The organism is Corynebacterium sp. 212_CJEI (assembly GCF_001055915.1).
GTDB lineage: Bacteria > Actinomycetota > Actinomycetes > Mycobacteriales > Mycobacteriaceae > Corynebacterium > Corynebacterium jeikeium_D.
Map to the genome: position 1 here is coordinate 1 of NZ_JVPT01000063.1, position 26,132 is coordinate 26,132.

At 59.1% G+C, this 26,132-nt stretch carries 21 protein-coding genes; 7 read left to right on the forward strand and 14 right to left on the reverse strand.

The annotated features are described in order from the left end of the window. Positions 1 to 69: 69 nt before the first annotated feature. The 4 genes from nadA to bioB all read right to left on the reverse strand — a co-directional run bounded on the left by nadA (position 70) and on the right by bioB (position 3,389). Positions 70 to 1,146 carry a quinolinate synthase NadA gene (nadA, locus tag ADB02_RS07750; protein ID WP_016422958.1) on the reverse strand — a complete coding sequence of 359 codons (1,077 nt, stop codon included), beginning with the start codon at positions 1,144 to 1,146 and terminating at the stop codon, positions 70 to 72. 292 nt (positions 1,147 to 1,438) lie between these two features. Further along, positions 1,439 to 2,017, reverse strand: a complete 579-nt coding sequence (locus ADB02_RS07755; protein WP_049190416.1) for a hypothetical protein — start codon at positions 2,015 to 2,017, stop codon at positions 1,439 to 1,441. 75 nt (positions 2,018 to 2,092) lie between these two features. After that, positions 2,093 to 2,395 (reverse strand): hypothetical protein, encoded by a 303-nt coding sequence (locus ADB02_RS07760; protein WP_016422960.1) that lies wholly within the window; start codon positions 2,393 to 2,395, stop codon positions 2,093 to 2,095. Then, positions 2,382 to 3,389: a biotin synthase BioB gene (gene bioB / locus ADB02_RS07765; RefSeq protein ID WP_049190419.1), complete on the reverse strand. Its 1,008-nt coding sequence runs from the start codon at positions 3,387 to 3,389 to the stop codon at positions 2,382 to 2,384. The genes ADB02_RS07760 and bioB overlap by 14 nt, the downstream gene beginning before the upstream one ends. A 191-nt stretch (positions 3,390 to 3,580) precedes the next feature. Here bioB and ADB02_RS07770 point away from each other — a divergent pair, with 191 nt between their 5' ends. Next, the gene (locus tag ADB02_RS07770) at positions 3,581 to 4,249 is read left to right on the forward strand and encodes a TetR family transcriptional regulator (RefSeq protein WP_241482436.1); all 669 of its coding nucleotides are present in this window, start codon (positions 3,581 to 3,583) and stop codon (positions 4,247 to 4,249) included. A 40-nt stretch (positions 4,250 to 4,289) separates the two neighbouring features. Here ADB02_RS07770 and ADB02_RS07775 read toward each other — a convergent pair whose 3' ends face one another. The 5 genes from ADB02_RS07775 to ADB02_RS07795 all read right to left on the reverse strand — a co-directional run bounded on the left by ADB02_RS07775 (position 4,290) and on the right by ADB02_RS07795 (position 9,613). Next, positions 4,290 to 5,654 carry a Na+/H+ antiporter family protein gene (locus tag ADB02_RS07775; protein WP_049190421.1) on the reverse strand — a complete coding sequence of 455 codons (1,365 nt, stop codon included), beginning with the start codon at positions 5,652 to 5,654 and terminating at the stop codon, positions 4,290 to 4,292. 89 nt (positions 5,655 to 5,743) lie between these two features. Continuing rightward, entirely contained in the window at positions 5,744 to 6,103 is a 360-nt protein-coding gene (locus ADB02_RS07780) for a biotin/lipoyl-containing protein (protein ID WP_016422964.1), read from the reverse strand. Positions 6,104 to 6,174: 71 nt separating this feature from the next. Next, complete coding sequence (locus ADB02_RS07785; protein WP_049190423.1) at positions 6,175 to 6,480, reverse strand: hypothetical protein; 306 nt, start codon at positions 6,478 to 6,480, stop codon at positions 6,175 to 6,177. After that, a complete protein-coding gene (locus ADB02_RS07790; protein ID WP_016422966.1) occupies positions 6,480 to 8,093 on the reverse strand; it encodes an acyl-CoA carboxylase subunit beta in 1,614 nt (537 codons plus the stop codon). The genes ADB02_RS07785 and ADB02_RS07790 overlap by 1 nt, the downstream gene beginning before the upstream one ends. A 23-nt stretch (positions 8,094 to 8,116) precedes the next feature. Next, positions 8,117 to 9,613 carry a methylmalonyl-CoA carboxytransferase subunit 5S gene (locus tag ADB02_RS07795; protein ID WP_049190425.1) on the reverse strand — a complete coding sequence of 499 codons (1,497 nt, stop codon included), beginning with the start codon at positions 9,611 to 9,613 and terminating at the stop codon, positions 8,117 to 8,119. Between the two features lie 274 nt (positions 9,614 to 9,887). Between ADB02_RS07795 and glgX the strand changes: the two genes are divergently transcribed. Then, on the forward strand, positions 9,888 to 12,029 hold the full coding sequence (gene glgX / locus ADB02_RS07800) for a glycogen debranching protein GlgX (RefSeq protein WP_048734718.1): 2,142 nt from the start codon (positions 9,888 to 9,890) through the stop codon (positions 12,027 to 12,029). 172 nt (positions 12,030 to 12,201) lie between these two features. On the opposite strand, the gene ADB02_RS07805 is transcribed toward glgX, so the two are convergent. Beyond that, positions 12,202 to 12,444: a HigA family addiction module antitoxin gene (locus ADB02_RS07805; protein ID WP_005510305.1), complete on the reverse strand. Its 243-nt coding sequence runs from the start codon at positions 12,442 to 12,444 to the stop codon at positions 12,202 to 12,204. Between the two features lie 323 nt (positions 12,445 to 12,767). On the opposite strand from ADB02_RS07805, the gene ADB02_RS07810 reads away from it, so the two are divergent. From ADB02_RS07810 to ADB02_RS07820, 3 genes are all read left to right on the forward strand, one after another. Beyond that, entirely contained in the window at positions 12,768 to 14,411 is a 1,644-nt protein-coding gene (locus ADB02_RS07810; RefSeq protein WP_049190428.1) for an exonuclease domain-containing protein, read from the forward strand. Between the two features lie 113 nt (positions 14,412 to 14,524). Further along, on the forward strand, positions 14,525 to 16,987 hold the full coding sequence (gene treY / locus ADB02_RS07815) for a malto-oligosyltrehalose synthase (protein WP_048734725.1): 2,463 nt from the start codon (positions 14,525 to 14,527) through the stop codon (positions 16,985 to 16,987). Then, entirely contained in the window at positions 16,977 to 18,143 is a 1,167-nt protein-coding gene (locus ADB02_RS07820) for a GTP pyrophosphokinase (RefSeq protein WP_049190431.1), read from the forward strand. The genes treY and ADB02_RS07820 overlap by 11 nt, the downstream gene beginning before the upstream one ends. Here ADB02_RS07820 and ADB02_RS11345 read toward each other — a convergent pair. Continuing rightward, on the reverse strand, positions 18,091 to 18,483 hold the full coding sequence (locus tag ADB02_RS11345) for an RNA-binding S4 domain-containing protein (RefSeq protein ID WP_080969602.1): 393 nt from the start codon (positions 18,481 to 18,483) through the stop codon (positions 18,091 to 18,093). The two genes, ADB02_RS07820 and ADB02_RS11345, sit on opposite strands and share 53 nt — an antisense overlap. Beyond that, entirely contained in the window at positions 18,484 to 18,729 is a 246-nt protein-coding gene (locus ADB02_RS07825) for a hypothetical protein (RefSeq protein WP_005510313.1), read from the reverse strand. Positions 18,730 to 18,881: 152 nt separating this feature from the next. Here ADB02_RS07825 and ADB02_RS07830 point away from each other — a divergent pair, with 152 nt between their 5' ends. Further along, on the forward strand, positions 18,882 to 19,628 hold the full coding sequence (locus ADB02_RS07830; RefSeq protein ID WP_016422973.1) for a helix-turn-helix domain-containing protein: 747 nt from the start codon (positions 18,882 to 18,884) through the stop codon (positions 19,626 to 19,628). A gap of 6 nt (positions 19,629 to 19,634) precedes the next feature. On the opposite strand, the gene ADB02_RS07835 is transcribed toward ADB02_RS07830, so the two are convergent. Next, positions 19,635 to 20,336, reverse strand: a complete 702-nt coding sequence (locus tag ADB02_RS07835; RefSeq protein WP_016422974.1) for a YigZ family protein — start codon at positions 20,334 to 20,336, stop codon at positions 19,635 to 19,637. Between the two features lie 129 nt (positions 20,337 to 20,465). On the opposite strand from ADB02_RS07835, the gene treZ reads away from it, so the two are divergent. Continuing rightward, positions 20,466 to 22,382, forward strand: coding sequence for a malto-oligosyltrehalose trehalohydrolase (treZ, locus tag ADB02_RS07840; RefSeq protein ID WP_049190434.1), 1,917 nt, complete (start codon positions 20,466 to 20,468; stop codon positions 22,380 to 22,382). Here the strand turns inward: treZ and ADB02_RS07845 are convergent. Continuing rightward, on the reverse strand, positions 22,379 to 26,059 hold the full coding sequence (locus ADB02_RS07845) for a hypothetical protein (RefSeq protein ID WP_049190436.1): 3,681 nt from the start codon (positions 26,057 to 26,059) through the stop codon (positions 22,379 to 22,381). The two genes, treZ and ADB02_RS07845, sit on opposite strands and share 4 nt — an antisense overlap. Positions 26,060 to 26,132: the final 73 nt, after the last annotated feature.

Genomic DNA, 26,132 nt, shown 5'->3' on the forward strand with positions numbered 1-26,132 from the left:
CCCCCGCCGATGACGAGGAAGTCACACGTCAGTGTCCAACTGTCGAATGATGGGCGCAGACCAAACGTGTTACTCGCCTCCGCCTGGGTTACCGATGGCGATCATGCGCTCGACCGAAGCGCGTGCCTTGTCGGCGACATCCGGCTCGACATCGACTTCATCAGTGCCCTCAACGAGGCAGCGCAGCAGAGCCGCCGGAGTGATGAGCTTCATGTACGAGCAGGAAGCGCGGTCGTTGACCGGCTCAAAGTCAACATCCGGTGCGGCCTTGCGCAGCTGGTGGAGCATACCCACCTCAGTGGCCACGAGCACCTTGCCGTTGGGCTTGTTCTCCTTCAGCTTCTGCGCCTCGGTCAGCATCTCGCCGGTGGAGAGCATCTGCACGCGCTCGGGCTCGATGGTGCCTTCACCTGCGAGGTAAATCGCAGAGTTCGCGCAACCGCACTCCGGGTGAATGAACAGCTGCGAATCGGCGTTCTCCTCCGCGCGGTGCGCGAGTTCCTCACCGTTGATGTTGGCGTGGACGTGGCACTCACCAGCCCATACCTTGATGTTGTCGCGGCCGGTCTCACGGCGGACGTGTGCGCCGAGGAACTGATCCGGGTTGAACAGGATCTCCTGGTCTTCCGGGATGGACTTGACCACGTCGACGGCGTTGGAGGAAGTACAGCAGATGTCGGTCAGAGCCTTTACGTCTGCCGTGGTGTTGACGTAGCTGACTACCAGTGCGCCGGGATTCTCTGCCTTCCACTCGGCCAGTTCGTCTGCGGTGATGGAGTCCGCCAGGGAGCAGCCGGCGCGCTCGTCCGGAATAAGGACGGTCTTCTCTGGGCTCAGAATTTTGGCGGTTTCCGCCATGAAGTGGACACCACAGAAGACGATGACGTCAGCATCGGTTTCCGCAGCGATGCGGGAAAGTCCGAGGGAGTCGCCTGTGTAATCGGCAATATCCTGAATCTCCGGCAGCTGGTAGTTGTGCGCAAGAATTACGGCATTGCGTTCGCGGGCGAGGCGCTTAATCTCCTGGGCCCAGCGCTCATCTGCAATTACGCCACCGTAGCGGCCATCTTTATCGACTACCGATTCGTACAGATCCGATTCAAGGCGCGGCAGGCTGGAAGCATTGGCCGCAAGGCTGGTATTCACGGAAAACTACGTCCTTACTTCAATGGGCTGTGGCTACGACCGGAGAAAATGCCGTCACCGTTACCGGCAACGGTCCCCGGAGGCATTCGCAGCGGACTCAAACGGGCAAGTGCAAGAGACCTAAGCTCGCCACACAATATCGAAAAAGCCCCTAAATCGGGGCGCATACTGACATCGAGGACGAACCTATTTCCCAAAATTGTAAGGCTTGTATAAGCCTATTTCCCAATAACTACCCCTGTTCAGTAGGAATTAGTGCTTTACGACGGCCCCCGCGCAGAACCTCACCGTCTCACTTAGTGACCGAATCTGCGTCCGTAGCATTGTCTGCAGCGCTCTCGTTGCCTTCCGTGAAGTCCGTTTGGAACAACACCCGGGACCACAGTGCGAGCATGGCAACCAGTGGCGCGACCAGCAGTGCTACATAGGTTTTGAAGTCTGGAATCACCGAGAACTTATCGCCCGGCTGCATTCCCGCCAGATCCGGCTGGAGCAATGCCGCAACCGACTGACCGACGAGGTACGTCACTGCTGCGCTCATCAACGCGGAGAAACCTGCCCATCCAATTGCCGTGAGCATCTGCACAGGAGTCGTGATGGCACGGTTTCGGAAGGTAGTAATTCCCAGCACCAGGCCGCTGATGGCAGTGACAGCAACAAACCAGAGCAGCCCAATAAAACCAGCGTCAACGGTTTCTTGAATAATCGCTAGTTGGTTATCCGGGAGCATTTGCACTTGCTGCTTGGGGCGTAGGAATGCCCAGGCCACTCCGGCTATCGTTCCCGTTACGACGGAGAAGAGAACAATACCCGAGGCCATTGCCACGCTCTGCTTTTCAACGTGTGGGACTCGGGTATTTTTCATAGTCATAGTTGACTAACTTACCTCACGGCGCACATCCAGTACTAGCGTGCCCGAATGGCGCACTAGCACAATCAGCGCCTTTTATCGCTGCTCCAACATAACGGAGTCCACTTCGCCGTGGCGCGAGCACTTTGCAGTCCAGCCGTCCGGACGCACCTGCACCACCATCCGACGCCCACAGAGCTGGCAGAACCGAGGCGCCTCCAGTCCAGCTTTTGCACCATAGGAGCGTTCGCGCACTTCACCAGCTTCGAGGTCGGCGCCGGTAAAAGGATCGAACTTGGGCTCATCTCCCAGCACCATGGCCTGGAGCAGCTCTGTGGAGTCGACTTTCTTACTCCGCGGCGAGCGCGGGCTAGATGTCCGAGGCTTAGACAGTTGCATTGAGGGCCTTAATTGGGAGTCGTACCTTGCCAAGCATGTCCAGATCCTGCTCCGCCGGACGGCCCAGAGTGGTCAGGTAATTACCGACAATGACAGCGTTGATACCGCCGAGCAGCCCCTTTTCTGCGCCCAGGTCGCCCAGGGTGAGCTCACGACCGCCAGCAAAACGCAGGATGGTCTTCGGCAGTGCCAGACGGAAGGCACCGATGGCACGCAGTGCGTCCTTGGCTGGCATCGGCTCGCGACCGGCGAACGGAGTGCCCGGGCGCGGGTCGAGGAAGTTCATCGGCACCTCGGTCGGGTTGAGCGCCGCCAGGTCCTGAGCAAACTCGGCACGCTGCTCAAGGGTCTCTCCCATACCCAGGATGCCGCCACAGCAGACCTCCATACCGGCTTCGCCGACCATACGCAGGGTGTCATGACGCTCTTCCCAAGTGTGGGTGGTCACGACCTGCGGGAAGTAGCTCTTAGCGGTCTCAAGGTTGTGGTTGTAGCGGTGAATACCAGCCTTGGCCAGGCGATCCACCTGCTCCTGCGTCAGGATGCCCATCGAGGCAGCCACATTAATGTCCACCTCTGCCTGAATGGCGGCGACGGCCTGTTCCATCTGGCTGAGCAGTCGCTCGTCCGGACCCTTTACTGCAGCAACGATGCAGAACTCAGTCGCACCCGACTTTGCAGTCTGCTTTGCGGCGTCCACCAGGGCCGGGATATCCAGCCATGCCGAACGCACCGGGGACTCGAACAGACCCGACTGCGAACAGAAGTGGCAGTCCTCTGGGCAGCCGCCAGTCTTCAGCGAGATAATGCCTTCAACCTCGACCTCTTCGCCGCACCACTTCAAGCGCACCTCATGAGCCAGTGCCAGCAGATCCTCGATGCTGTCGTCATCGAGGTTCAGAACTGCCAGGGTCTCCTCATAGTTCAGCCCCTCACCGCGGCCGAGCACCTTTTCTCGGGCGAGTTCCAAAATGTCCTGCTGCTGTTGAGTCATGGGGGTGATGCTCCTTGAGGCTGGGGATAAAACTTGAACACTGTTTCAGAAGTTGTTCAGTTATCAAACTTAATACTGCGTCTACAGAATGTCGAACAGGGTTCAATTCCCGTCGTGTCGCGGATTTACGCTCCCCATTTCAGCCTTGAGACATCTTCCAGATGATTCTTCTTTCGTCTACGGTAGGCAGTGTGCAATTGACCAAGGACATCATTGTCGACGCAGCTCTCACCATTCTCAACGAGTACGGACTCGGCGATCTCACGATCCGCCGCCTGACTCGCCACTTGGGTACCGCCGCTGGCGCAATGTACTGGCACTACCCTTCCAAGCAGGCACTGCTGGGCGCCGTCGCTGACCGCATCTTGGCTCCCTGCACAGAGTTTTCCGCCACCGGCGATTGGCGTGCCGACATCGAAGCCGTCGCCGAGCTGCTCTACTCCTGCCTCACCGCTCATCGGGATGGCGCCGAGGTCGTCTCGGCCGCACTCGCTACGGGCACCGCCACGATTCGCCCCGAACAACTGCTTGCCGACGTCCTGGAGAATGCCCCCGAAACCTCCATTAGCACCCCATCAGCGGCTGATACCGCATCCGTCCTCGTGTACTTCATTCTCGGTGCGACAGTCGACCAGCAGACAGCCATCGCGCTTGACCTGAACGGCGCCAAGGGCGTTTCCAACAAGGGCGACACCAGTGGCGAGAACGCCGATGATAAGGATGTTGAGGTCGAGACTTCCTCTGAAGATGCTGCTGCACAGGCAAAAGAGCTCGGCCGCCAGCGCATTGCACTGGGAACCGAGCTCTTTATCGCCGGAATTGCGGGGGTTGCGGGGACTAAGGGAATTGCAGGTCAGTAAGCCCCGCTGAAACAATCACGCTCACGGTCAAGCCCCAGCGTTAGAGCACCAGAGCTGCTACCCAACCAGCTGCCAGCAGCGGCAGGTTGAAGTGCAGGAAGGTCGGAATAACCGAATCGCGAATGTGGTCGTGCTGCCCATCGGCGTTGAGACCCATCGTCGGGCCGAGCGTCGAGTCCGATGCCGGCGAACCAGCATCGCCCAGAGCACCTGCAGTACCAATGATGGCGACGGTAGCCATCGGCGAGAAGCCCAGCGATACACACAACGGCACATAGATGATGGCGATAATCGGCAGCGTCGAGAAGGACGAACCAATACCCATCGTGACCACCAGACCAACGACCAGCATGGCGAATGCAGCGGCAGGCTTGTTGCCCGCAAACAGCTCTGCTGTAGCGGTCACCAGCGGCTCGACCTGGCCGGACTCCGACATCACCGAGGCGAAGCCCTGTGCGGAAATCATGATGAAACCAATCAGGGCCATCATCTTCATACCGGCAGTGAACACGTCGTCCGCCTCACGCCAGCGCACGGCACCGGTGAGCATGAAGATTGCCAGACCAGTGAGTGCACCAATCAGCAATGGATCGGCATCGGTCTCCATAGAATTCATCACAATCTGGACGACGAAAGTCACCACGATTGCAACGAGAGCAACGATAACTCGGTACTTCGACACCGGTTCGTCAGACTGGGGTTCTGCGTGTGAGGACTGGGCAATCGGCCGATCTTCGTAATGCCGCGGCTTCCGGTAGGAGAAAAATACGGCAATGGCCAGACCGGCCAGCATGCCGAGAGCCGGAATGCCCATCGTCATCATGATGTTGATATTGGAAACATCAAGGCCAGCATTCTCGATGTTCCCCAGCAGGATGTCGTTCAGGAAGATAGAACCGAATCCGACCGGAACCCACATGTAGGTGGTGACCAAACCGAAGGTCATCACACTGGTAATCATTCGACGGTCGATGTTGAGGCGGTTAAATACCGGCAACAGCGGCGGAATAATCAGCGGGATAAACGCAATGTGAACTGGGATGAGGTTCTGCGACATGATCGCCATGGCCAAAATGCCGGCGACCATACCCCACTTGGTCCATGCCTCTGCCTTAGATTTAGCGTCTTCATCCTCCGTGCCGATCTTGGCAATCAGCCAATCGGCCAGCAGTTTGGGCAGCCCGGAGGATGCCACTGCCATGGCAAAGGCACCCAGCATGGCATAGCTCAGGGCAATCTTCGCACCACCAGAGAGGCCTTCCTGGAAGGCAACCATTGTGGCATCGAGCCCCATACCGGCGGAAAGACCACCGACCAAGGCGCCAATAAACAGCGCTAGCACAACGTGTACCCGGCAGACCGCCAGGATTAGCATCACCAAAACGGCGAGAAGAACGGCATTCATAAGGAAAATATTAAGGCAACCTTAAGTATTTCCAGCAACCGGAGCTAGAAAGATTTCACCCCAAAATCTTTACACCCCGGCTAATGCGGCTAATCAATCGAGACGAGTCCCTGGCCGCCCTGCACTGCGTCGCCGACTTCAACATGAATAGAGCCGACGGTGCCTGCAGCCGGGGCCGTAATCTCGGTTTCCATCTTCATTGCCTCGAGAATGAGCAGCACCTCCCCAGCCTCAATCTTCTGGCCTTCCTCGACCAAAATCTTGCTGACCGAACCTGCCAGTGGCGCCACCACCGAATTGGCGGAGACACCCGAGACACTAGCGGTGGCCGGCTCAACGGAAGCGCTCGACGATCCACCCAACACGATGGGCGAAAGACGCTTGGGCTCCTCAACTACTTCAACGTCGACATCGTAGGCAATGCCGCCGACAGTCACTTTCAATTTCATGGCTCAACAATCCTCACGTAGCAAAAGTCAATGAGTCAGACTCAAATAAGTCGGTTATCGAAAATTTCCAACTAACGCAGGTTGCGCTGCTGCTGGATCTGGCGTCCCTGCGCAGCCCACGTCTTATGGCGGTTGTATCGAATTGCCTTCACCTTGCCGCGATTGCCCAGGTACGCAGACACCGCTGCCGAAATGGCGATGACAGTATCCTCGGGGATATCTGCGTCCACGCGTTTGCGCAGTTCAGCCAACTCGATCTCTGCCTGATTCAGTCGTGCCGTGGCCTTCTGCAAGCTTGTCGAGGTCGCATCCAACCGGTCGGTCAGTTCAGCGACGAGCGCTCGCAGCTCCTTAATCTCACCGATGCCGTCAGACATTACTGTGGCCCCAATCCGTGCTTCTTGGCCGGGCGAACCTCGCGCTTGTTACGCAGAACTGACAGTGCATCAGCCACACGCAGGCGGGTTTCCGCCGGGTCAATCACGTCGTCGACCAGTCCGCGCGAGGCGGCGACATACGGCGTCGAGAAGCGTGTCTTGTATTCGGCGATACGCTCGTCGCGCACGCGCGCCTGCTCTTCCTCGTCGCCCGCGGCGGCAATTTCCTTTCGGAAGACCACGTTGACCGCACCCTCTGCGCCCATCACCGCAATTTCCGCGGTCGGCCATGCGAATACGTAGTCCGCGCCGAGGTCCTTCGAGCACATCGCCAGGTACGCACCGCCGTAGGCCTTACGCATGACGACGGTCACCTTGGGCACAGACGCTGCGGAGTATGCGTAGAGCATCTTTGCGCCGTGGCGGATGATGCCGCCATGCTCCTGGGTGACGCCCGGCATGAAGCCAGGAACATCAACCAGGGTGACCAGCGGGATGTTAAAGGCATTGCAGAAGCGGATGAACTTTGCGCCCTTGTCCGAGGAATTGATGTCCAGCACACCGGACATCACGTTCGGTTGGTTGGCGACAAAGCCCACGGTACGGCCTAAAACTCGACCAAAGCCGACAACCAGGTTGGTGGCAAAACCCGCCTGGCACTCGAGGAAATCGCCATTGTCGGCGATACGGATAATGACCTCGCGGACATCGTAGCCCTTCTTGCCATCGACGGGGACGATGTCGCGGAGCTCTGGATCCGGCTCGGCGTCGAATACCGGATCCACGATTGGCGGCTCTTCCGTGTTATTCTGTGGCAGGAAGCTTAAGAGCTTCTGCGCAATCAGGATGGCCTGCTCGTCATCGTCGGCAACGAAGTCGATATTGCCGGCCTTGGCCATGTGCGCATCAGCGCCACCGAGCTGCTCGGAGGTGACTTCCTCGCCGGTCACAGACTTAATAACGCCCGGGCCGGTGATGAACATCTGTGCCTTGCGAGTCTGAATGATGAAGTCGGTCAGCGCTGGCGAGTAGGCAGCGCCACCAGCACATGGACCTGCAATGATGGAAATCTGCGGCACCAGACCGGAAAGCCAGACATTGTTGTAGAAGACCTGGCCGTAGCCCGACAGAGAGTCAATCCCCTCTTGAATGCGAGCACCACCGGAGTCGTTGATAAACACGAACGGAGTGCCGTTGTCGGCAGCAGCGCGCATGGTGGCCGCAACCTTGCGGGACTGCGTTTCACCAGCGGAGCCACCCATGACCGTGAAGTCCTGGGAGGCCACGTGCACTGCCCGGCCGAGAACCGCGGCAGTGCCGGTGACCACACCGTCGGCAGGCGCGTCGGCAGTATCCATGCCGAAGTCGGTGGTGCGGTGAGTCATAAACATGCCGGTTTCACGGAAAGTGCCCTCGTCGACGAAGTTGTCGATACGCTCGCGGGCAGTCATCTTCCCACGTTCGTGCTGCTTGGCCTGGCGGGCTTCACCGCCACCGGCCTCAACACGACGACGCTGAGCATCCAAATAATCCAGGCGCTCCGCCATCGAGGCATCGACGCCCGGCGCGACGGCACCCGCCGGATTCGGCTGGTTTGCTGAACTTTGCGACATTGCTATCTCTTCTCCCGATGTTCCTAGGCGGGTTCCACCTGGACGGTCTGTGAGCGACCGCCAACGGTGACCTTGTAGCGAATTGGCTCGCGAATGGCATTGGCAGCACCAGAGACCTGCTCCGCCTCGCGCTTGAGCTGTTCGGCAGTCTTACCGACGTTCTTCGGCCCTTCGCCGCGCGTGGTGAAGAATCCCGGTGCGACGGATGGGAACAGTGCGTTGGTCAGGACGTCCTCGGCGGTGCCGTTGTAACCGTCGAGCTCCTTGGCCTGCTTGACCAGGTCGTCCCACTCTGGTTCGAGGAGATCAGCCGGGCGAACCGTGATTTCTTCCTTCTTGATCTGTTCCGCTGCCTGCTTAATCAGCTCTGGGTTGCGCTCACCCGGGCACTGCCCGTAATAGCCGAGCATGAGGTCAGCGAACTCAGCCGTCATAACCTTGTAGCGTCCCATCAGCACGTTAAACACAGCTTGCGTGCCGACGATCTGCGAGCTCGGAGTCACCAGCGGCGGGTAACCGGCGTCCTTGCGGACAATCGGTACCTCACGCATGACCTCTTCGACGCGGTCACCCGCGCCCTGGGCCTTGAGCTGGTTTTCCATGTTCGACAACATGCCACCAGGAATCTGCGACATGAAAATGTCGGTATTGACCAGGGTTTTCGACTCGAACTCTGCGTACTTCGGACGCACCTCGCGGAAGTGGTCACGAATGGTGATGAGGTTATCCATGTTCAGGTCGGTGGTGTAGTCGGTTCCCTCCAACATTTCCACCAGCGACTCGGTCGGGTTGTGCCCCGGGCCCAGCGACATCGACGAAATTGCCGTGTCCACGACATCCGCACCAGCTTCGATGGCCTTCATCAAAGTCACCATCGTGACACCGGTGGTCGAGTGACAGTGGACGTTAATCTGGGTGTCCTCGCCGTACGTTTCCTTGATGCCGCGGATGATGTCGTAAGCCGGCTGGGGTTTCAGCAGCGCTGCCATGTCCTTCAACGCAATGGAATCCGCCCCCATATCCAGTAGACGACCAGCGAGCTTCACGTACCCGTCGACGTCGTGAAGCGGAGACGTCGTGTAGCAGATCGTGCCCTGCGCATGCTTGTCGACGTTCTTAACTGCGCGCATGGCGTGCTCGAGATTGCGTGGGTCGTTAAGCGCGTCGAAAACACGGAATACGTCCATACCGTTTTCAGCAGACTTTTCGACGAACTTGTCAACCACCATGTCCTCGTAGTGGCGGTAACCGAGGAGATTTTGACCGCGCAACAGCATCTGCAGGCGACTGTTCGGCATCAGCTTGCGGAATGTCCGCAGGCGCTCCCAGGGGTCTTCATTAAGGAAGCGGATGCAGGCGTCAAAGGTTGCGCCGCCCCAGCACTCCACACTCCAAAAACCGGCCTTGTCCATTTCTTCACAGACATCGACCATGTCTTCCATAGCCATTCGCGTTGCCATGAGGCTCTGATGAGCGTCTCGGAACGCTACTTCCGTTACACCAATGGTTCGTGGACTCATAACTCCAAAAGTAAAGGCCTTTGGGGATCTTCGCGCGTTGGTGACCGCGAATATTGGGGATTCGGCGCCCGCCAAGGTGCGTTTAGAGTGTCAAATTGCCCACTTGCAGGGTTAAATACTTATTTTCACGCGAAGTTTATGCTCTTAATCGTTCGACTCGAATTTTTCCTTGGGGGTCGTTTTTGCGAAGTGCGCTCGACAGATGGGACGGATGGCGCGCCCACACGGGACCGAAAAAGGCTCATGTTTTTTACAAAACGGTTAAGGTAGTCACATGAACCAAGCAAATACAGTCGGCGATTATCAAGTATGGCCGGGTGAGCCTTACCCGCTCGGATCTACCTACGACGGCGCTGGCACCAACTTTGCACTCTTTTCCGACGTTGCGGAAAAGGTTGAGCTTTGTCTGATTAGCGCCGAAGGCGAAGAAACACGCATTGAGTTGGAAGAAGTCGATGCGCATATCTGGCACTGCTACATCCCGTCTATCATGCCGGGCCAGCGCTACGCCTACCGCGTACACGGCCCATTCGATCCGGCCAACGGTAAGCGTTGCGACCCCAACAAGCTGCTGGTCGACCCATACGCCAAGGCTTTCGACGGCGAATTCGACGGTCACCCATCACTGTTCAACTATGACATTCATGACCACTCGAAGCGCAACACCGAGGACAGCCTGGGACACACCATGACCTCCGTGGTCATCAACCCATTCTTCGACTGGGGCGCTGACCGCGCACCTCGCACGCCGTACAACGAGACCGTGATTTACGAGGCCCACGTCAAGGGCATGACCATGACTCACCCGGATATTCCGGAGGAGCTACGTGGTACCTATGCCGGTCTCGCGCATCCGGCGATTATTGACTACCTCAAGGACCTTGGTGTCACGGCTATCGAACTGATGCCGGTCCACCAGTTCCTCCAGGACGACCACCTGCGCGAAAAGGGGCTGCGCAACTACTGGGGCTACAACACCTTCGGTTTCCTAGCACCACACCAGGACTACTCGGCTTCCCAAAAGCCAGGCGGAGCAGTCAGCGAGTTCAAGGGCATGGTGCGCGCATTTCACGATGCCGGCATTGAGGTCATCCTCGACGTGGTCTACAACCACACCGCCGAGGGCAACCACATGGGCCCAACCATCTGCTTCCGAGGCATCGACAACGAGGCCTACTACCGCCTGGTCGAGGGTGACCGCCAGCACTACATGGACTACACCGGCACCGGTAACTCCCTGAATGTGCGCCACCCACACTCGCTGCAGCTCATCATGGATTCGCTGCGCTACTGGGTCTCCGAGATGCATGTCGACGGCTTCCGTTTCGATTTGGCCTCTACTCTGGCTCGAGAATTCCACGATGTCGATCGCCTCTCCGCCTTCTTTGACTTAGTGCAGCAGGATCCGATTGTCAGCCAGGTCAAGCTCATTGCAGAACCGTGGGATGTCGGCGAAGGTGGCTACCAGGTCGGTAACTTCCCACCGCAGTGGACTGAATGGAACGGTAAGTACCGCGACACCATCCGCGACTTCTGGCGCGGTGAGCCATCCACGCTCGGCGAGTTCGCTTCACGTATCACCGGTTCCTCGGACCTGTATGCAAACAATGACCGCCGCCCAACTGCGTCGATTAACTTCGTGACCGCGCATGACGGTTTTACTCTCAATGACTTGGTCAGCTACAACGAGAAGCACAATATGGCCAACGGCGAGGACAACCGCGATGGCGAGTCCCACAACCGTTCGTGGAACTGCGGTGTGGAAGGCCCGACCGACGACGAGCGCATCATTTCGCTGCGCGCTCGCCAGCATCGTAACTTCCTGACCACTCTCCTGCTGTCCCAGGGCACTCCGATGATTAGCCACGGTGACGAAATGGGACGTGGCCAGAAGGGCAACAACAACGTCTACTGCCAGGACAACCGTTTGGCCTGGGTCGACTGGAATCAGACTCGTACCAACTCTGAACTGGTCGAATACACCCAGTTCCTGACTGAGCTGCGTGCGGAACACCCAGTCTTCCGACGCCGCCGCTTCCTGCGCGGTGGCCCGCTCGGTGCGGAAACCGACGATCGTGACATTGCCTGGCTGACCTATGAGGGTCGTGTCATGACGACCGATGACTGGAACTTCGACTTCGGCAAGTCGTTGATGGTCTGGCTCAACGGCGATGCCATCACTGAGCCTGACCGCCGAGGTCACAGGATTGAGGATGACTCCTTCCTGCTGTGCTTCAACGCCCACCACGAGGACATCATGTTCCAAATTCCGGGCACCGAATACGCACACAGCTGGGAAGTCATCATCGACACCACAGAGATCACGGGTCGCCCGACCCGCGAGCGCATCGTTGAGCCAGAAGGCGAGCTCCGCGTGCCAGCCCGTTCTACCATCGTGCTGATCGAGCGACACTAGCCGCGTCCGCGTTGGGTGTAGGGGCCTGGGCCTGGGTTGGTTCCTACACAAAAATCCCCTGTCGGCGGAAGGCTTTTCTTCCACTGACAGGGGATTTTCGGCTCTGAGTTCAACTCAAAACAGGGTTTGGGTCAACACAGCACTGCGGGAGCCGAGCTGGCGTGAAGTCTTCTTACGCAGATGCGCGCATATTGAACTCCGCCTGAGAGTTCAACCAGTACTCCGGCTCGGTGTCAAAGTAGTCGGACAGTCGATTTGCGAGGTCAGTAGTGACCGCAGTGCGGCCGGTGCGAAAGCGCTCCAGAGTTGAGCTTGGCACGCCGATGGCAAGAGCCAGTCGGTAGATAGAGAGGTGTCGCGGCTCGAGGAAATTATCGTTCAAGATAGAACCAGGGTGCACAGGATGCGTGCTCAAAATGTTTACTCCTTATTTCATCGCTTCACTGGCATACGTTGTTTCCGCTTTGCCCTACGCTTGAGCTCGAAAGCTCGAACGACCAGTTACCGCCGTTCGTCGAAAAGTATAAGGAGCGCCCGCTCAAAATGCATCCGGACATTTAACCCCCCAAAACATGTGGTTTTCAGGGGTACAGACACCCCCGCTGTCCGAACATCCCATAAATATTCCTATTTTTGTGGGCATTTCCACATTGCCGGAAGCCACATGTACTCGGCGACAGCCGCAGGTACCGCAGCCTCTATGGGGCTCAATCCGCCATCGGCGCTACCATCTAGTGCATGACTACGACCACGCCATCCTCCGAGCCCGCCGTCGTCTTCGAGCTCACCGGCGACACGGTGACTATTACCGCAGATGGGCTCCGCCTTACCCACACCATCAACACGGCTAGCACCGCCCCCGCGAAGCCCCTCCCGCTTGCCGACGTTGCCGAGGTCGCATCGGCAAGTAAAAACGGTGTCTACACTCCGGCCAACCGCTTTTTCCCCGGCACGGTAGACCTCGGGGTAGCTTTGCCAAAGGCCCGTGTGATGCCTCATCGTCAGGCAGCAGCGCAGTTGCTGGCTGACCTCATGGCGGAGATGGCCAAGAATCCGGAGTTCTACAATTCAGCAGATGCTTTTACTTCCACGTTGATGCCGTGGGTGGCACAGCGCGCGGCAGTCACCGAAGGCGTGAGTGTGGTTGAGGGCGCGGGCGACGTCGTAAAGCAGTCTGTGCCTTTTGCACCGCTTCCTACTGGGGATGAGGTTGCGGCATCGGACATCGCACCGTTTGCAGCGTTCGATGTAGAGACAGCGAACGAAGACACCGGCTCGATTATTCAGCTTGGCGTTGCGGTCGTGCGTGGCGGGAAGGTGACGGAGCGTTATTCCTGGATGTGCCGTCCGCCAAAGGGGCTGGAGTATTTTGATGAAGCCAATGTCGCGATTCATGGCATCACGGCGGCGGATGTGGCCCGTGAGCCGTCATTTCCGGAGCAGCTGGCGAAGTTTATTGACGTCGTTGGGGATTTGGACGTAGTTGCTCACAATGCGCGGTTTGATTTCACTGCCCTGTCGCGGGCGTGCCGGGCGGAAGGCATTCCAGCACCGAAGTTGAATTTTGCGTGTACTTATATGTGGGCTCGGCAGATGCAGTTGGGGCTGCCCAATTTGAAGCTGCCGACATTGGCGGAGGCCGCGGGGGCGTCGCTGGAGAATCATCATGATGCGACGGCAGATGCGGTCGCATGTGCTGAGGTAGCGCTGTGGTTGATGGAGCAGCAGCGCGCAACATCGGTGGCTGATTTGAGCCAGAAGGTCTCGCTGAGCTTGGGCCAGATTGGCAGTGGACGAGTGCGGATGGTGCGCTATGACCCGGCTGGTGTCGCCAGCACTGGCGCCGGGACCAACGCGGGAACTGGTACTGGTGCTGGTGCGCAGTCCGGCAGTTCCGCGCCGTCACGTCGGCCGCGTCGCAATGCGAAGTGGGATGCGGCCAAGACACCGGACACCATTCCAGACCCGAATCCGGACGCGGATCCAAGCGGCCTGCTGTACCAGCAGCGGGTGACGCTGACCGGCGATTTTGCCCCGTATGACAAGGGCTTTCTGTGGGATAAGATCGCCTTTGCAGGTGCGAATATCAATAAGGGTGTCACGAAGAAGACGACAATTTTGGTCGCCGGTCCGTGGGATTCGGTGACGTCGAAGGAGAAGAGGGCTCGACAGCTGCAGGCCGAAGGCCAGGAAATCCAGATTTGGACTGAGAAGGAGCTCTTCACCGCACTCGGGCTGAATCCGGAAGAGGATGGCGCGTCCGAAGCAGGAGACACTGCGGAAGGGACACCTAGCGCCAGCGCCGGAAACAACTCCAGTGAGTCGGTTCCGTTGTTCGGTTCTACTTCCCTGCCCGGCGATGACGGAATGCCACCCTTCTAGGCCACGTTCACGAGAAGAAATTCGCATTCGGACGGCAGGCGCAGACTCTGGGGCTAGCTGCTGCCACAGCGGTCAGGCAGCAGCTTTTCCTGGTGGGCGGTATAAAGGGGAACATGAGTCGCCGACCAATTACGTCCACCTACCGTCTCCAACTCCGTGGCCCCAAGGCCGACCCAAACGGGCGCGCTTTCACGTTCGCTGACGCGGCTGAACAGGTCGGCTACTTGGCAGACCTCGGAATTTCACACCTGTATCTGTCGCCTATCCTCACCGCCGTACCGGAGTCTAACCATGGCTACGATGTCATCGATCCGACGACGGTGAACCCGGAGCTCGGCGGCATGGAAGAGCTGCAGAAGCTCGCGCAGGTGGCGCACAAGGCCGGTCTGGGCATCATTATCGACCTGGTACCGAACCACCTCGGTGTTGAGGAGCCCAAGCTCAATGCCTGGTGGTGGGACGTTCTGACCTATGGCAAGGATTCTCAGTTCGAGCCATACTTCGACATCGACTGGCACGAGGACAACGGTGCCAACGGCAAGATGGGGTTGCCGATTCTGGGCTCCCCGGAGGATATCGACAAGCTGGAGCTCGACACGTCTGGTGACGAGCCACTTCTGCGTTACTACGACAATGCATTCCCGGTGCGCCCCGGCACCGAGGACGGCACCCCGCAGGAAGTACATGATCGCCAGGCCTATCGCCTGATGTACTGGAAGGACGGGGTCATTGGCTACCGTCGATTCTTCAGCGTCAACGGTCTGGCCGGCATCCGCCAGGAAAACCCGGTGGTATTCGAGCACACACACCGCATCATCCGCGAGCTGCTAGCTGCGGACATCATTGACGGTGTCCGCATTGACCACCCAGATGGCCTCAGCAACCCATTCGGATACCTCAGCGAGCTGCGCCGTCTACTCGGCGATGACAAGTGGCTGGTTATCGAGAAGATTCTGGGTGCCGAAGAGCCACTGGATCCGAGGCTCCAGGTTGACGGCACCACGGGTTACGACGCCCTGCGTGAGTTCGACAATGTCTTCGTCAACCGCGACTCCCGAGACGCCATGAGCATGTTGGCTCTGCAGCAGTCCGGTTCAACCTGGGACAAGACTGCCGTGCAGGCAACTGCGCAGGCTCTCAAGCACGATGTCGCTGCTCACGAGTTGGCTGCAGAAGTCCGTCGTCTAGCACGTGCCCTGCGCCGCGATAACTGGTCTATCAGCGGTACCAGCGTCAGCGATGAGGTACTTATCGACACCATCTGCAAGCTGGTCGCTGCCATGCCTGTCTACCGTTCGGACTATGTCTCCCTGTCGCGAGTGGCTTCCACGGTCATTGGTGAGATGGCAGCGCGTTTCCCCTCGCGTGTCTTTGCTCTCGACCTCATTTCGGCAGGTTTGGTAGCCGGTGGTGAGGCCGCCACGCGGTTCGCGCAGGTCTGTGGTGCGGTCATGGCAAAGGGTGTTGAAGACACGACCTTCTACCGCGCCTGCCGCCTGATCAGCCTGAACGAAGTCGGCGGTGATCTCGGTCGCTACGGCATGTCGGCGGCGGAGTTCCACCTGTTGCAGTCGGAACGTGCTCGCCTCTGGCCACGAACCATGACCACGCTGTCCACGCACGACACCAAGCGCGGCGAAGATGTCCGAGCCCGCATCCTCCAGCTCTCCGATGTCTCCGGCGACTGGGCTGAAAATGTCCGCAACTGGATGGCCATCACCCCCGCCCCTGACGATGCCACCGGCTACTTCCTGCTGCAGAACATCATCGGAGTCTGGCCGACCGACGGCGTAATTACCGATGAACTGCGTGAACGCCTCCACGACTACGCCATTAAGGCCATCCGCGAGGCAGATGTGCACACCTCCTGGACGGAGCCGGTCGAGGAGTTCGAACTCGGCATTCGCAGCTGGATCGACGCGCTTCTCGACGGCCCCCTGACCGACTCCATCACAGAGTTCGTCCGCTCCATTGCGCCAGCTGCCCTGACCACGTCACTGTCGCGCAAACTCCTCCAGCTTGTCGGCCCCGGCATCCCCGATACCTACCAGGGGACGGAGTTCACAGAGGACTCCCTGGTTGATCCTGACAACCGCCGGTTCGTCGACTACGATGCGCGCGTCGCGGCGCTGGATAAGGTTGCTCGCGATGAGGTCACGTCGGTAACTAAGAGTCCAGAGCACCCAGCTGAGCTGCCGGAGGACTTTACGGATGCCGATGCGGACGTCGCAAAGCTGATGGTGACTCACCACGGAGTGAAGCTGCGTGCGGAACGCCCGGAGTCCTTCGTCGGCGGCGCCTACCAGCCAGTATTCGCCGTGGGTGTCGGCGAGCGTCATTTGGTCGGTGCAGCACGTGGACCGAAGGGCGAGCCGGAAGATGTTATCGCGCTGGTGACGCGGCGTCCGCTGGGGCTGCAACGCGAAGGCGGTTGGGGCGACACTACAGTGACACTTCCCAAGGGATTCTGGACCGACCGTTTCACCGGCCATACTTGGTCAGGCACCATCGCCGTGGCTTCTCTGTTCAGCTCCTTCCCAGTAGCACTGCTGGTACGCGAGGACGATGACGACTAAGCGCATGAAGGATTCGCTTCCCGACGATTCCCGCGACCAAACCCGCAAGGCTCAGTTGGCGGAGGATCGAGAGGTTACACGTGCGCTGCAGTCGAAGTACGACTCGTGGGCAACTCGGCACCCCACCGCCGCGCAGGACTTTGTCGATGCGATTAAAGAGATTCTCTCCGATGCCGGTTTGGCCTTTGACAATGTCACGGCGCGGGTGAAGTCTTTCCGCTCATTGCGGCAGAAGGCCCTGCGTCGTGAAGCGGATGGCAGCTACGTCTACCCTGACCCGTGGCACGATATCCACGACATCATCGGTGTGCGTGTAACCACGTACCATTCGACGGAGATTCCCGCGATCATGGATGCGCTGGGAGATTCGCTGACTGTGCTGCGTAGGATTGACAAAACCGCGGAGACACGAATCAGCGGCCGGTTGGGATACGGCTCCCAGCACTTGATCTGCAAGGTGTCGACGGCGGCGCCGTCAGAGCTAGCTCCATATGCGGATATGCAGTTTGAGGTGCAACTGCGCACTGTGCTGCAGCATGCGTGGGCGGAATTTGAGCACGATATTCGCTATAAGGCCCCTGAGGGAGCGACAGACCCGCGGATTGATCGAGCTTTTGCGCTGGCCGCTGGCCTTATTGAGCTCGCGGATCAGCAGTTCGACCAAGTCGTTGCCGTGCTGGAGGAATCCACGCCGGACGATTCCGCGCAGGGAGAGGGCAAACAGCCCTCAGCTCCGGCAAAGACCACAGCCGATGACATTGTGGTGACTGAGGAAACCCTACCCGGCGTGCTGACGATGCTGCTTCCCGATGCGCCCCGATCGAAATCAGAACATTACGGCTGGGCAGAAGAACTGCTGGAACGCAATGGCATCCGCACTGTCGGGCAGCTGCGAGAGCTACTTAATCCGCAGCGCCTCAGCGCCGTAAGCAAGGCCATGAAGTACCGCTTTAACCCAGGCCATGTGCGTGTTATTGATGACCTACTACTAGCGGCTCGCGGTGAAAAGCACATCAAGGCCACTGCGGATACCAGCCATAACCCGAAGCGTCGACCAGCCCGTTTGCGCGCACGGTTGCAGCAACTAGCGGAGGCCGGGATGCCTATGAGCGACGTCCCCGAAGACGATCGAGCTGACGGCGATCGCGCTTCGTAGGCCGCCCGGCACCGCGGTCGCGCGTCGGCATCGATGCGAGAATCTCCCTCGGAGGCGGTGGCGGAGAGTGGTCGATATAGCACTGCCTGGCCACCGGAGCTCCGACCCGCTTCTTCACCGTCTTGGTGACCTCAACAATGTGTTCGCGGTGGTTTGCCCACAGTCGCACTCTGTCCCCTGGGACGACTAGAACTGAGGGTTTCACGGCTTCGCCGTTGACTTTGACGTGGCCGCCACGGCACGCATCTGCGGCCAATGAGCGAGTTTTCAGCAACCTGACCGCCCAAATCCAGGCATCAATACGCACTGGCTCGGTAGACAATTGCTGCTGAGCAGGCATTTACTGCGGATCCTTGTAGTTCACAATCCGCTGAACCTTTTGCCAATTGAGAAAACCACCGACCAGGCCGACTACTGCCAGGATGAGGAATAGAGACATGCTTCCGGCTAGAAGTCCGAGCACTGCACCGCCGACGACACCACTGCCTGCCCATACAACGGCATTGCGGGAGTACTTTCGCACCGCGTTCTTGCGGAGCTCAATGGGGTTCTGAGGTTGGGGCTGAAGATAGCTCATGGAGTACATATTAGAGCGTTCTGGTCGCCCTGACGCATCGCATAGGTCGATAGGGCGTACAATTCGGGAAAAATTTCTACAGCTATAGCAAACCTGCTAGATATTCCTATTTGGGTAGGTAATTAACACAATGGCGTAGGTTGATTGCTAGTGTTAGTCCTATGACAGAAACTGTCCGCCCCCGCCACCGCATGGTCGACCGCGTTGCGGCGATCCTCGAACTCGTTGCGCGCTCTAACGAAGGTCTAACCCTCACTGACATCGCCCACACGCTGAACTATCCGCTCAGTACCACGCAGGGCCTTGTCAACGGTCTGACTGTGACAGGTTACCTTGACGAGTCCAACAAGCGTTACACGCTCGGCATGGCGCCGTTTCTGCTCAATGTCATGGCCGGTCGTCGCATGGTCAACGTTCCGACGGCTGAGCTCGAGGCGATTCACAACGAAACTGGCTTGATTACCGTGCTGGCACTGCCGGTTGGTGGCAAGCTTTTCTACCTCAAAACCGTCGGTGAATCCATGCGCTACCAGTACCTGACGGAGAACTTCCTGCCGCGCTCGCTGTTGCGCACCTCTGCAGGTTGGGTTTTGATGAGTCGGTTTGAAAAGCGCGAACTGTGGTCCTACCTGAACTCCGCGCGGCCGGAAGACCAGGTCTATGTGGATGATTTCCTCCGCCAGGCCGGGGAAATCGCAGAGACCGGCGTCTGTGCTGCCCCGGGTATTGCCGAAGGCGGTGGCGTTGACGGTGTCTCTATCGCAGTGGAGGAAGACGGTGCTACTGTCGCGGCAGTCTGCGTCTTCGGTCGGCCAGAAAAGATTGCGGAAAATAAGGACGAGCTGGTGGAAATTCTCAAGCGCCATCGCGGCGCACACAACGGCGAGGAATCCCCGAACCAGGGTTAGTGGCTGTTAAGCGCGCAGCTCCCACCAGATTTCGCCACCGTCCGTAGACGGCTCGCTAGCTCCCTTAGTCAGCGCCTGCATTTCGCCGTCAAGCTGGGCAATCCCATCGGCAGTCACCGCGATGGAAAACTCCACGTTCTGGCCCCACCGCGTTTCCACGATCTCATAACCACGAGCACGCAATTCCGCTTCGATGCGACCGGCATCTGCGGCGGAGACACTCACTACCCTCAAGGCTCTTTGCACGCGTCGCATGCGCGTGACTTTTTCTAGACACTCTAAGACCGAATCCGAATAGGCCCTCACAAGCCCACCCGTGCCTAATTTGATGCCGCCAAAATAGCGGATCACTACGGCGGTGACATTCGTCATTCCAGAGCCCTGGAGCACATCGAGCATCGGGCGCCCTGCCGTGCCACCAGGTTCACCGTCATCTGAGGATCGCTCCACCCGATTCCCTCCGACGACCTCATGAATGTATGCGCTGCAGTGGTGGCGAGCATCCGGGTACTCCGCCTTGGCCAAATTGATGACCTCTCGGGCGCTGTCTTCGTCGTCGGCACGCGCGATCCACGTAATGAAGCGAGATTTCTTAATCTCGATTTCATTCGTGACGATGTCACCGTCGGCGGGGACAATCAGCTCGATGTCACGCTGATTCTGCGTCGCTTCGGTCGAAGTGGATGGCTCGGTGGTCATAGTGTCCATTGTTGCCTATGGGCTTAGTGCACACCCAATCACCGCCGCTCGGTACTTTTCTCGACCTCACCTTTGACTCCCCTCGAATCCGCGGTGTTCGAAAACGTTTCCCTGTGCCCATCCGCTGACTGACCTACCATGGTGCCCATGAGCAACTACCGAGTCTGGGCCCCGTACGCTTCCGAAGTTCGTCTGCTGTTGGGCAATCCTGACGCGCCAGCGATTTTGGATATGCATCCCATCGCTGACGCGACCGATGACTACGGCGCCAACTCTGGTTGGTTTGAAGCTGATGTGGCTCGCACACCGGGGGATCGCTACGCATTTTCGCTGCGGGCACATGCGGGATACGGCGCGCCTGACGACGAATCGGGGGACCACTCCTCCCCCGCTGTCGGTGACTGGACAATACCGCTGCCAGATCCGCGTTCCCAGTCGCAGCCGGATGGTCCGCATGGTTTCTCCGAGGTCGTTGACCTGGGTGCCTATAAGTGGAAGGACTCGGCCTGGTCGGGCCGGATTCTGCCAGGAGGTCTGATTTATGAGCTGCATGTGGGCACCTTCAGCGATTCTGGTGATTTCGAAGGTTTGGTGGAACATCTAGACCATCTGATTGAGCTGGGGGTAACACATATTGAGCTGATGCCAGTGCAGCCTTTCGGTGGTGACCGTAATTGGGGCTATGACGGTGTGTCCTGGCACAGCGTGCACGAGGGCTACGGTGGCCCGCGGGGTCTACAGAAGCTGATTGATACGTGCCACCGAAAGGGTTTGGCTGTCATCTTGGATGTGGTCTTTAACCACTTTGGTCCAGACGGCAACTATGTGGGATTTTTCGGCCCCTACACCGCTGGTGGCTCGACGGGTTGGGGTGAGGTTGTCAATCTCACTGGCGACAACTCTGATGAGGTGCGTGCGTATATTTTGGATGCAGTGCGCCAATGGCTGGTGGATTACCACGTCGACGGTCTTCGTCTGGACGCAGTCCATGCCCTGCATGACGAGGGGGCATTCCACATTCTGGAGCAGATGCAGGTTGTCGCAGACACTGTCGCAGCCGAGACTGGTATTCCGCGTTCTTTGATTGCAGAGTCCGACCAGAATGATCCGCGTTTGGTCCGCCCGCGCGCTGCCGGCGGCTTTGGCCTCAACGCTCAGTGGGATGATGACGTCCACCATGCACTGCACACGCTAGTATCTGGCGAGGACCACGCCTACTACTCAGACTTTGGGTCGGTGGAAGCGCTAGCTAGTGCTTTGGAAACTGGCTTCTGGCATACGGGCACAATGTCGACGTTCCGTGGTCGCACTCATGGTCGTCTCTTCGACCTGTCTGTACAGCCCATGCATGCTTTCGTAACGTACACGACCACACATGATCAAACGGGTAACCGCGCTGTCGGTGACCGTCCGTCGATGAACCTCACCCCGGCGCAGCAGGTTTTAAAGGCAGCAGTTATCGCCTGCAGTCCTTTCACCCCGATGCTCTTCCAAGGTGAGGAATGGGGCGCCTCTACCCCGTTTGCTTTCTTCTGTTCCCATGAAGATCCGGAGCTGCAGCGGCTCACGCGCGAGGGACGCCTACGTGAGTTTGCCCGTGCCGGGTGGGATCCGAAGGAGGTATCCGACCCATCGGATCCAGAGACCTTCCACCACTCGAAGCTCAATTGGCAGGAGGTCTCGGAGGACTCGCACGCCACTATTCTGGCGGCCTACCGCGATCTCTTCGCGCTGCGGAAGTCCCACCCGTCGCTTCGCACTCCCTGGTCGGCATCTGTGGTGACTGAGTATGACGAGGACAATCGTTGCCTCGTCGTTGTGCGCAGCCAGGATGAGCGCGAAATGGGTGCCCGAAACTCGGATGCCTTTGAAACTGTCGCTTTGGTTGCGAATTTCTCCGACGCCGAAACCAGCGTCAGCCTGGATTCCGAGTTCGGTTCCGCCCACCTGCTACACACTTTTGAAGACGCAGCAGCCAGCATCGTCAATGACGAAGCTGCCGGTCCCGAAATCTCGCTTCCAGCGTGGGGCTACGCTGTCGTCTCGCTCAGCTAGTCAGCCGGACTTTCAGCCTCGGTGTCGGACTCTTCCTCATCCGCCGCACCCAACTCGGGTGCTGGCCACGGCAACTCGGTAACGTCACCGTGGAGGACGTGAGCCACCAACGCGTCTGCGATGAGAATATCGCTCATCACCAACGTCGGAACCAGGTCCGCCAGCTGAGCCCACATCGGAATCAGCTCACGGACAACGGCGACACTGGCATCAGAGTTCTCAGCCTGAGTACGAGCCAATACGCGGGCAGCCACTGCAATAAGCAGTGACGTTCCCGGCACCAGAGTCCAGTGCAGCGAAGGATCATCCGCATCGATGCCGTCGAGCTTGTGGAAGCGCACATTGACCGCCTTGCGCAGTCGTGGAGACGCCTTCGACACCGTCTTAAACAACACCCGAGAGGCGGCGGCAAGCTGGGTCATGACACCGGATTCCACAATCTCAGCACGATTGCGTACCACTTCATAGATTGCCGTGAAACGAGCGTCATCGTCGGTCAGCGGACCCGGGACCATGCGGTAAGGATCAAAGACCTGTGACAAAATAGCGCTGGCCTGTGCTTCAGGCAGCGAGGTAATCTGCACCGAGCTCTGGTCGATAGTAGCGGACTCCAGAGTGGTGTCCTGGCCGCTGGCAGCAATGTCCAGCAGTCCCTGGCCACCAGTTGTGCGCAGATAATCCAGCTGTCGAGAACGGTCCACGCTCTCATCAGTGAGATCCGCTAATGCTGCCAATGCACCGAGCCACGGCACACGGCGACGTCCTGGCACTGGCTTAGTAGCGCTGAAGTCTCCCAGCACGAGTCCGGAGGCGATAAACATACCCGGCTGATCGTCGAGCGCGATAACTGAACGGTTCAACGCTGCCAGTCCGGCGCGTGGTTCGGCACACAAGATCGCACCCAACCTAGGTGCGGCCAGCAGCGGATTCGCCTGCGCCATGTCGGTTGCACGACCAGCGCGCAAGGTCGCCAGTAGCGTCCACAAACGTGCGAGCTGATCCTGATTTAGCTCGCCCCACAGTTCCTGCGCGCGAGCAACGGAATCGGTGTCCTCGCCATCGAGGTCGATAGCCTCTGCATCATCGACATGATTCAGAATGGTCGACCCGGCCGCCGGCCACTGCGGGTGGCGTTCCTTTTCCACACCGAGAGTCACCTGCGCGACGAATGGGCCGAGGCCGCGGAGCTCGTCGGGAAGCTCGCATTCGCCCTCTACGACTTCCAAGGCGACGGGTTCGCGCCACGGCTGACCGGCGGCCCAGAGCCACAGGGTCATCGGCAAGTGCGAAACGTCGTCAGCGACATCAACCTCGATGATGTCGGTGGCTTCATCGTTGAAGGCAATCTGGCGGATGGCATCGCGGGAGGAAGCCTCCACCAGTGGTACAGACAGGCGCTTCCGTCCCGTCACACGTGTCCAGTCCAAACTGATGCGCAGAGCCTTCAGTAGGGAGATACGGTCTGCAAACTTGCCGAACTCCGCGTAGCCAGTATCGCCGAAACGCTTGATGGGGACGCGACAGATGTCGCGCTCACCGCTGGAAACTGCAACATGCGCATGGCGCAACTCGCCCGGGGCATTGACGACAATCTTGCCGAAGGCATCGACACGCTTCGGGCGGGTGACCAATGTAGTGGTGCGGCGGGCGACGGATTCGTCGGCAAGCGGAACCTCAAACTGCAGCGTGCCTGGCGTGACCTGCAACTGCAGCCATGCGCCCTCCTCGGTGGAAAGCTCGACGGTACCTGTGACTTCGTCCGCCCCGAGGCGCACGATAGCCGGCTCGGCGTCAAGCGGCTTGTCACCGGAAACAACGCGGATGTCAGCGGGGCTCAGCCCGTCGATGGTTGGGATGCGGAAGCCGTCTCCACCACCGCTGTAAGTAATCGTGAGGTCTGCCTGCTCCGCAATGGCGAAGTGCTTCTGGAAGCTGCGGCCACGCGGATTGACCAGACGAACCACGAACTCGCCGACCCACGGGTAATCGTCATCGGTAAGAATCTCAACCTCGCCACCCGCGGCGGGTACCTCGAGGTCATAGACCATGACGGAATCCGTGGTAAACGCACCATATCCACCAAAATCGGTGACGATAGCACGCCAGGACTCGTCCTTACCGGACAGCGTCGGCGGGAACACAGCGACCGGACCACCGGCGTAAACCGGGGTGCCGTAGGCAGACACCGTGCCGTCGAGACGCGCGTGAGGCATGGTCATTCGCGGTTGACGCTGCGGGGATGCCGACCGAACCTCGCCGGCCGCCCCGGACCGACGAACCTGAACTGCATGAACATCGCGGAGATCGATCTCAGCGACTTGCCACAGCTCCCAGTTAAATGGGCGCGGGTCCGATAGCAATGGCACCTCAGCGCCTGTGACGGGGTCAACGAGTGTGGCATCAACCGGGTAGACCACCGTAGCGGACGTCGAGTGTAGCGAGACCTTGTCTGTGACTGACTGACCGTCGGCACCGAAAATGAGAATCGGGTCCTCAGTGCTAATCGCGGGGACTCGCCAGTGCTTCTCATCGCCGATTTCCACCAGCACATCGCGCACCGGCTCATCGATGGTCACCACTGGACGCGGCAGCGAATCCTGCAGGCCCACCACCGGCGTCGTTGCTACCGTGCCGCCGAAGGTGACACGCCAGGTCCGTCCCGCCGGATCCAGCGGCGTCGGTAGCTGTACGCCAACGGTCTGCGTCAGCTCATCGAAGTACAGCTGCGGGCGGCCGGTCGTTGCCACCACGCCCACGGCTTCACGACGATTCGCAGTACCCGCCGGACGCATACGCAGCTCTTCACGCGCAGCGGCCACCAGCATGGGCGGCAGCCCCGCATCGAGCTGGCCGAGTTCTTCCCGGGCCTCCCAGTTGGCCGGATCGGCAGCGGTGGCAATGGCGTAGCCGAGGGTTGCTTTAAACAACTTGTGTGCCTGACGAGGTGCCGTCCTGGCCAACTGACGCAGCGCCAGCGGGTAGACACCATCTTCCGCCTCTGCGATTTCGGTCAGCAGCTCCTCGAGCAGCGGGTGAACCTTCGAGAGCGCCTGTACCAAGTCATTTGATGAAGGGTCGGATAGCTCCGCTACCCCGGCAAGGTCCTCGCAGCGCTCGATAATCAGTGGCATCACTGACAGCTGCACTCCCGCGTGCAGCAAAAGCACCTGCGCTGCCCGCTGCAGCGGATCCGCGTCGGCTTGGTTGCTGTCGACGTCGTTAGGCAAACCAGCTTTGGCCAGCATTGTCGGCACTGCGGCGGCGAGGTGCTTGATGAGCGCGCCGGTAGTGTCAGCGTCTGGATCCAGCTGCAGAGCGGCTGGCCAGTCCAGCCACATTTCGCTTGCCGACGCAACACGCGCGGCGCGTCCTACCAGCGAGGCAAGGGTGACCAGCGGGTGATTGTCAACGACACTTTTCGCAGCTTCAATATCAGCAGCAGTACCGCCCGCCAGATGATGGGCCAGGAGCGTTCCCAGGAAGCGGTCGATACGCTCAACCTCGTCCATCGCCAGCCCTGACCAGACAAACAGTGGCTCAACTTTGGCCTGTGTGGCGGATTCCAGCAGACCCGGAATCCGGGTGGCCAGGTCCTGCTCTGCGGCAGCCAGCCACATTTCGACAATCACGGTATTTTCCACTCGGACACCCTGGTCGACACTGCTTGCCCCAGTCATAGTGGGTGGACGCTCCCCTTCGCTACAAAGCTTGCTCGAAAAGATTCATTTAATTAACGGAGCTGGGAGGACT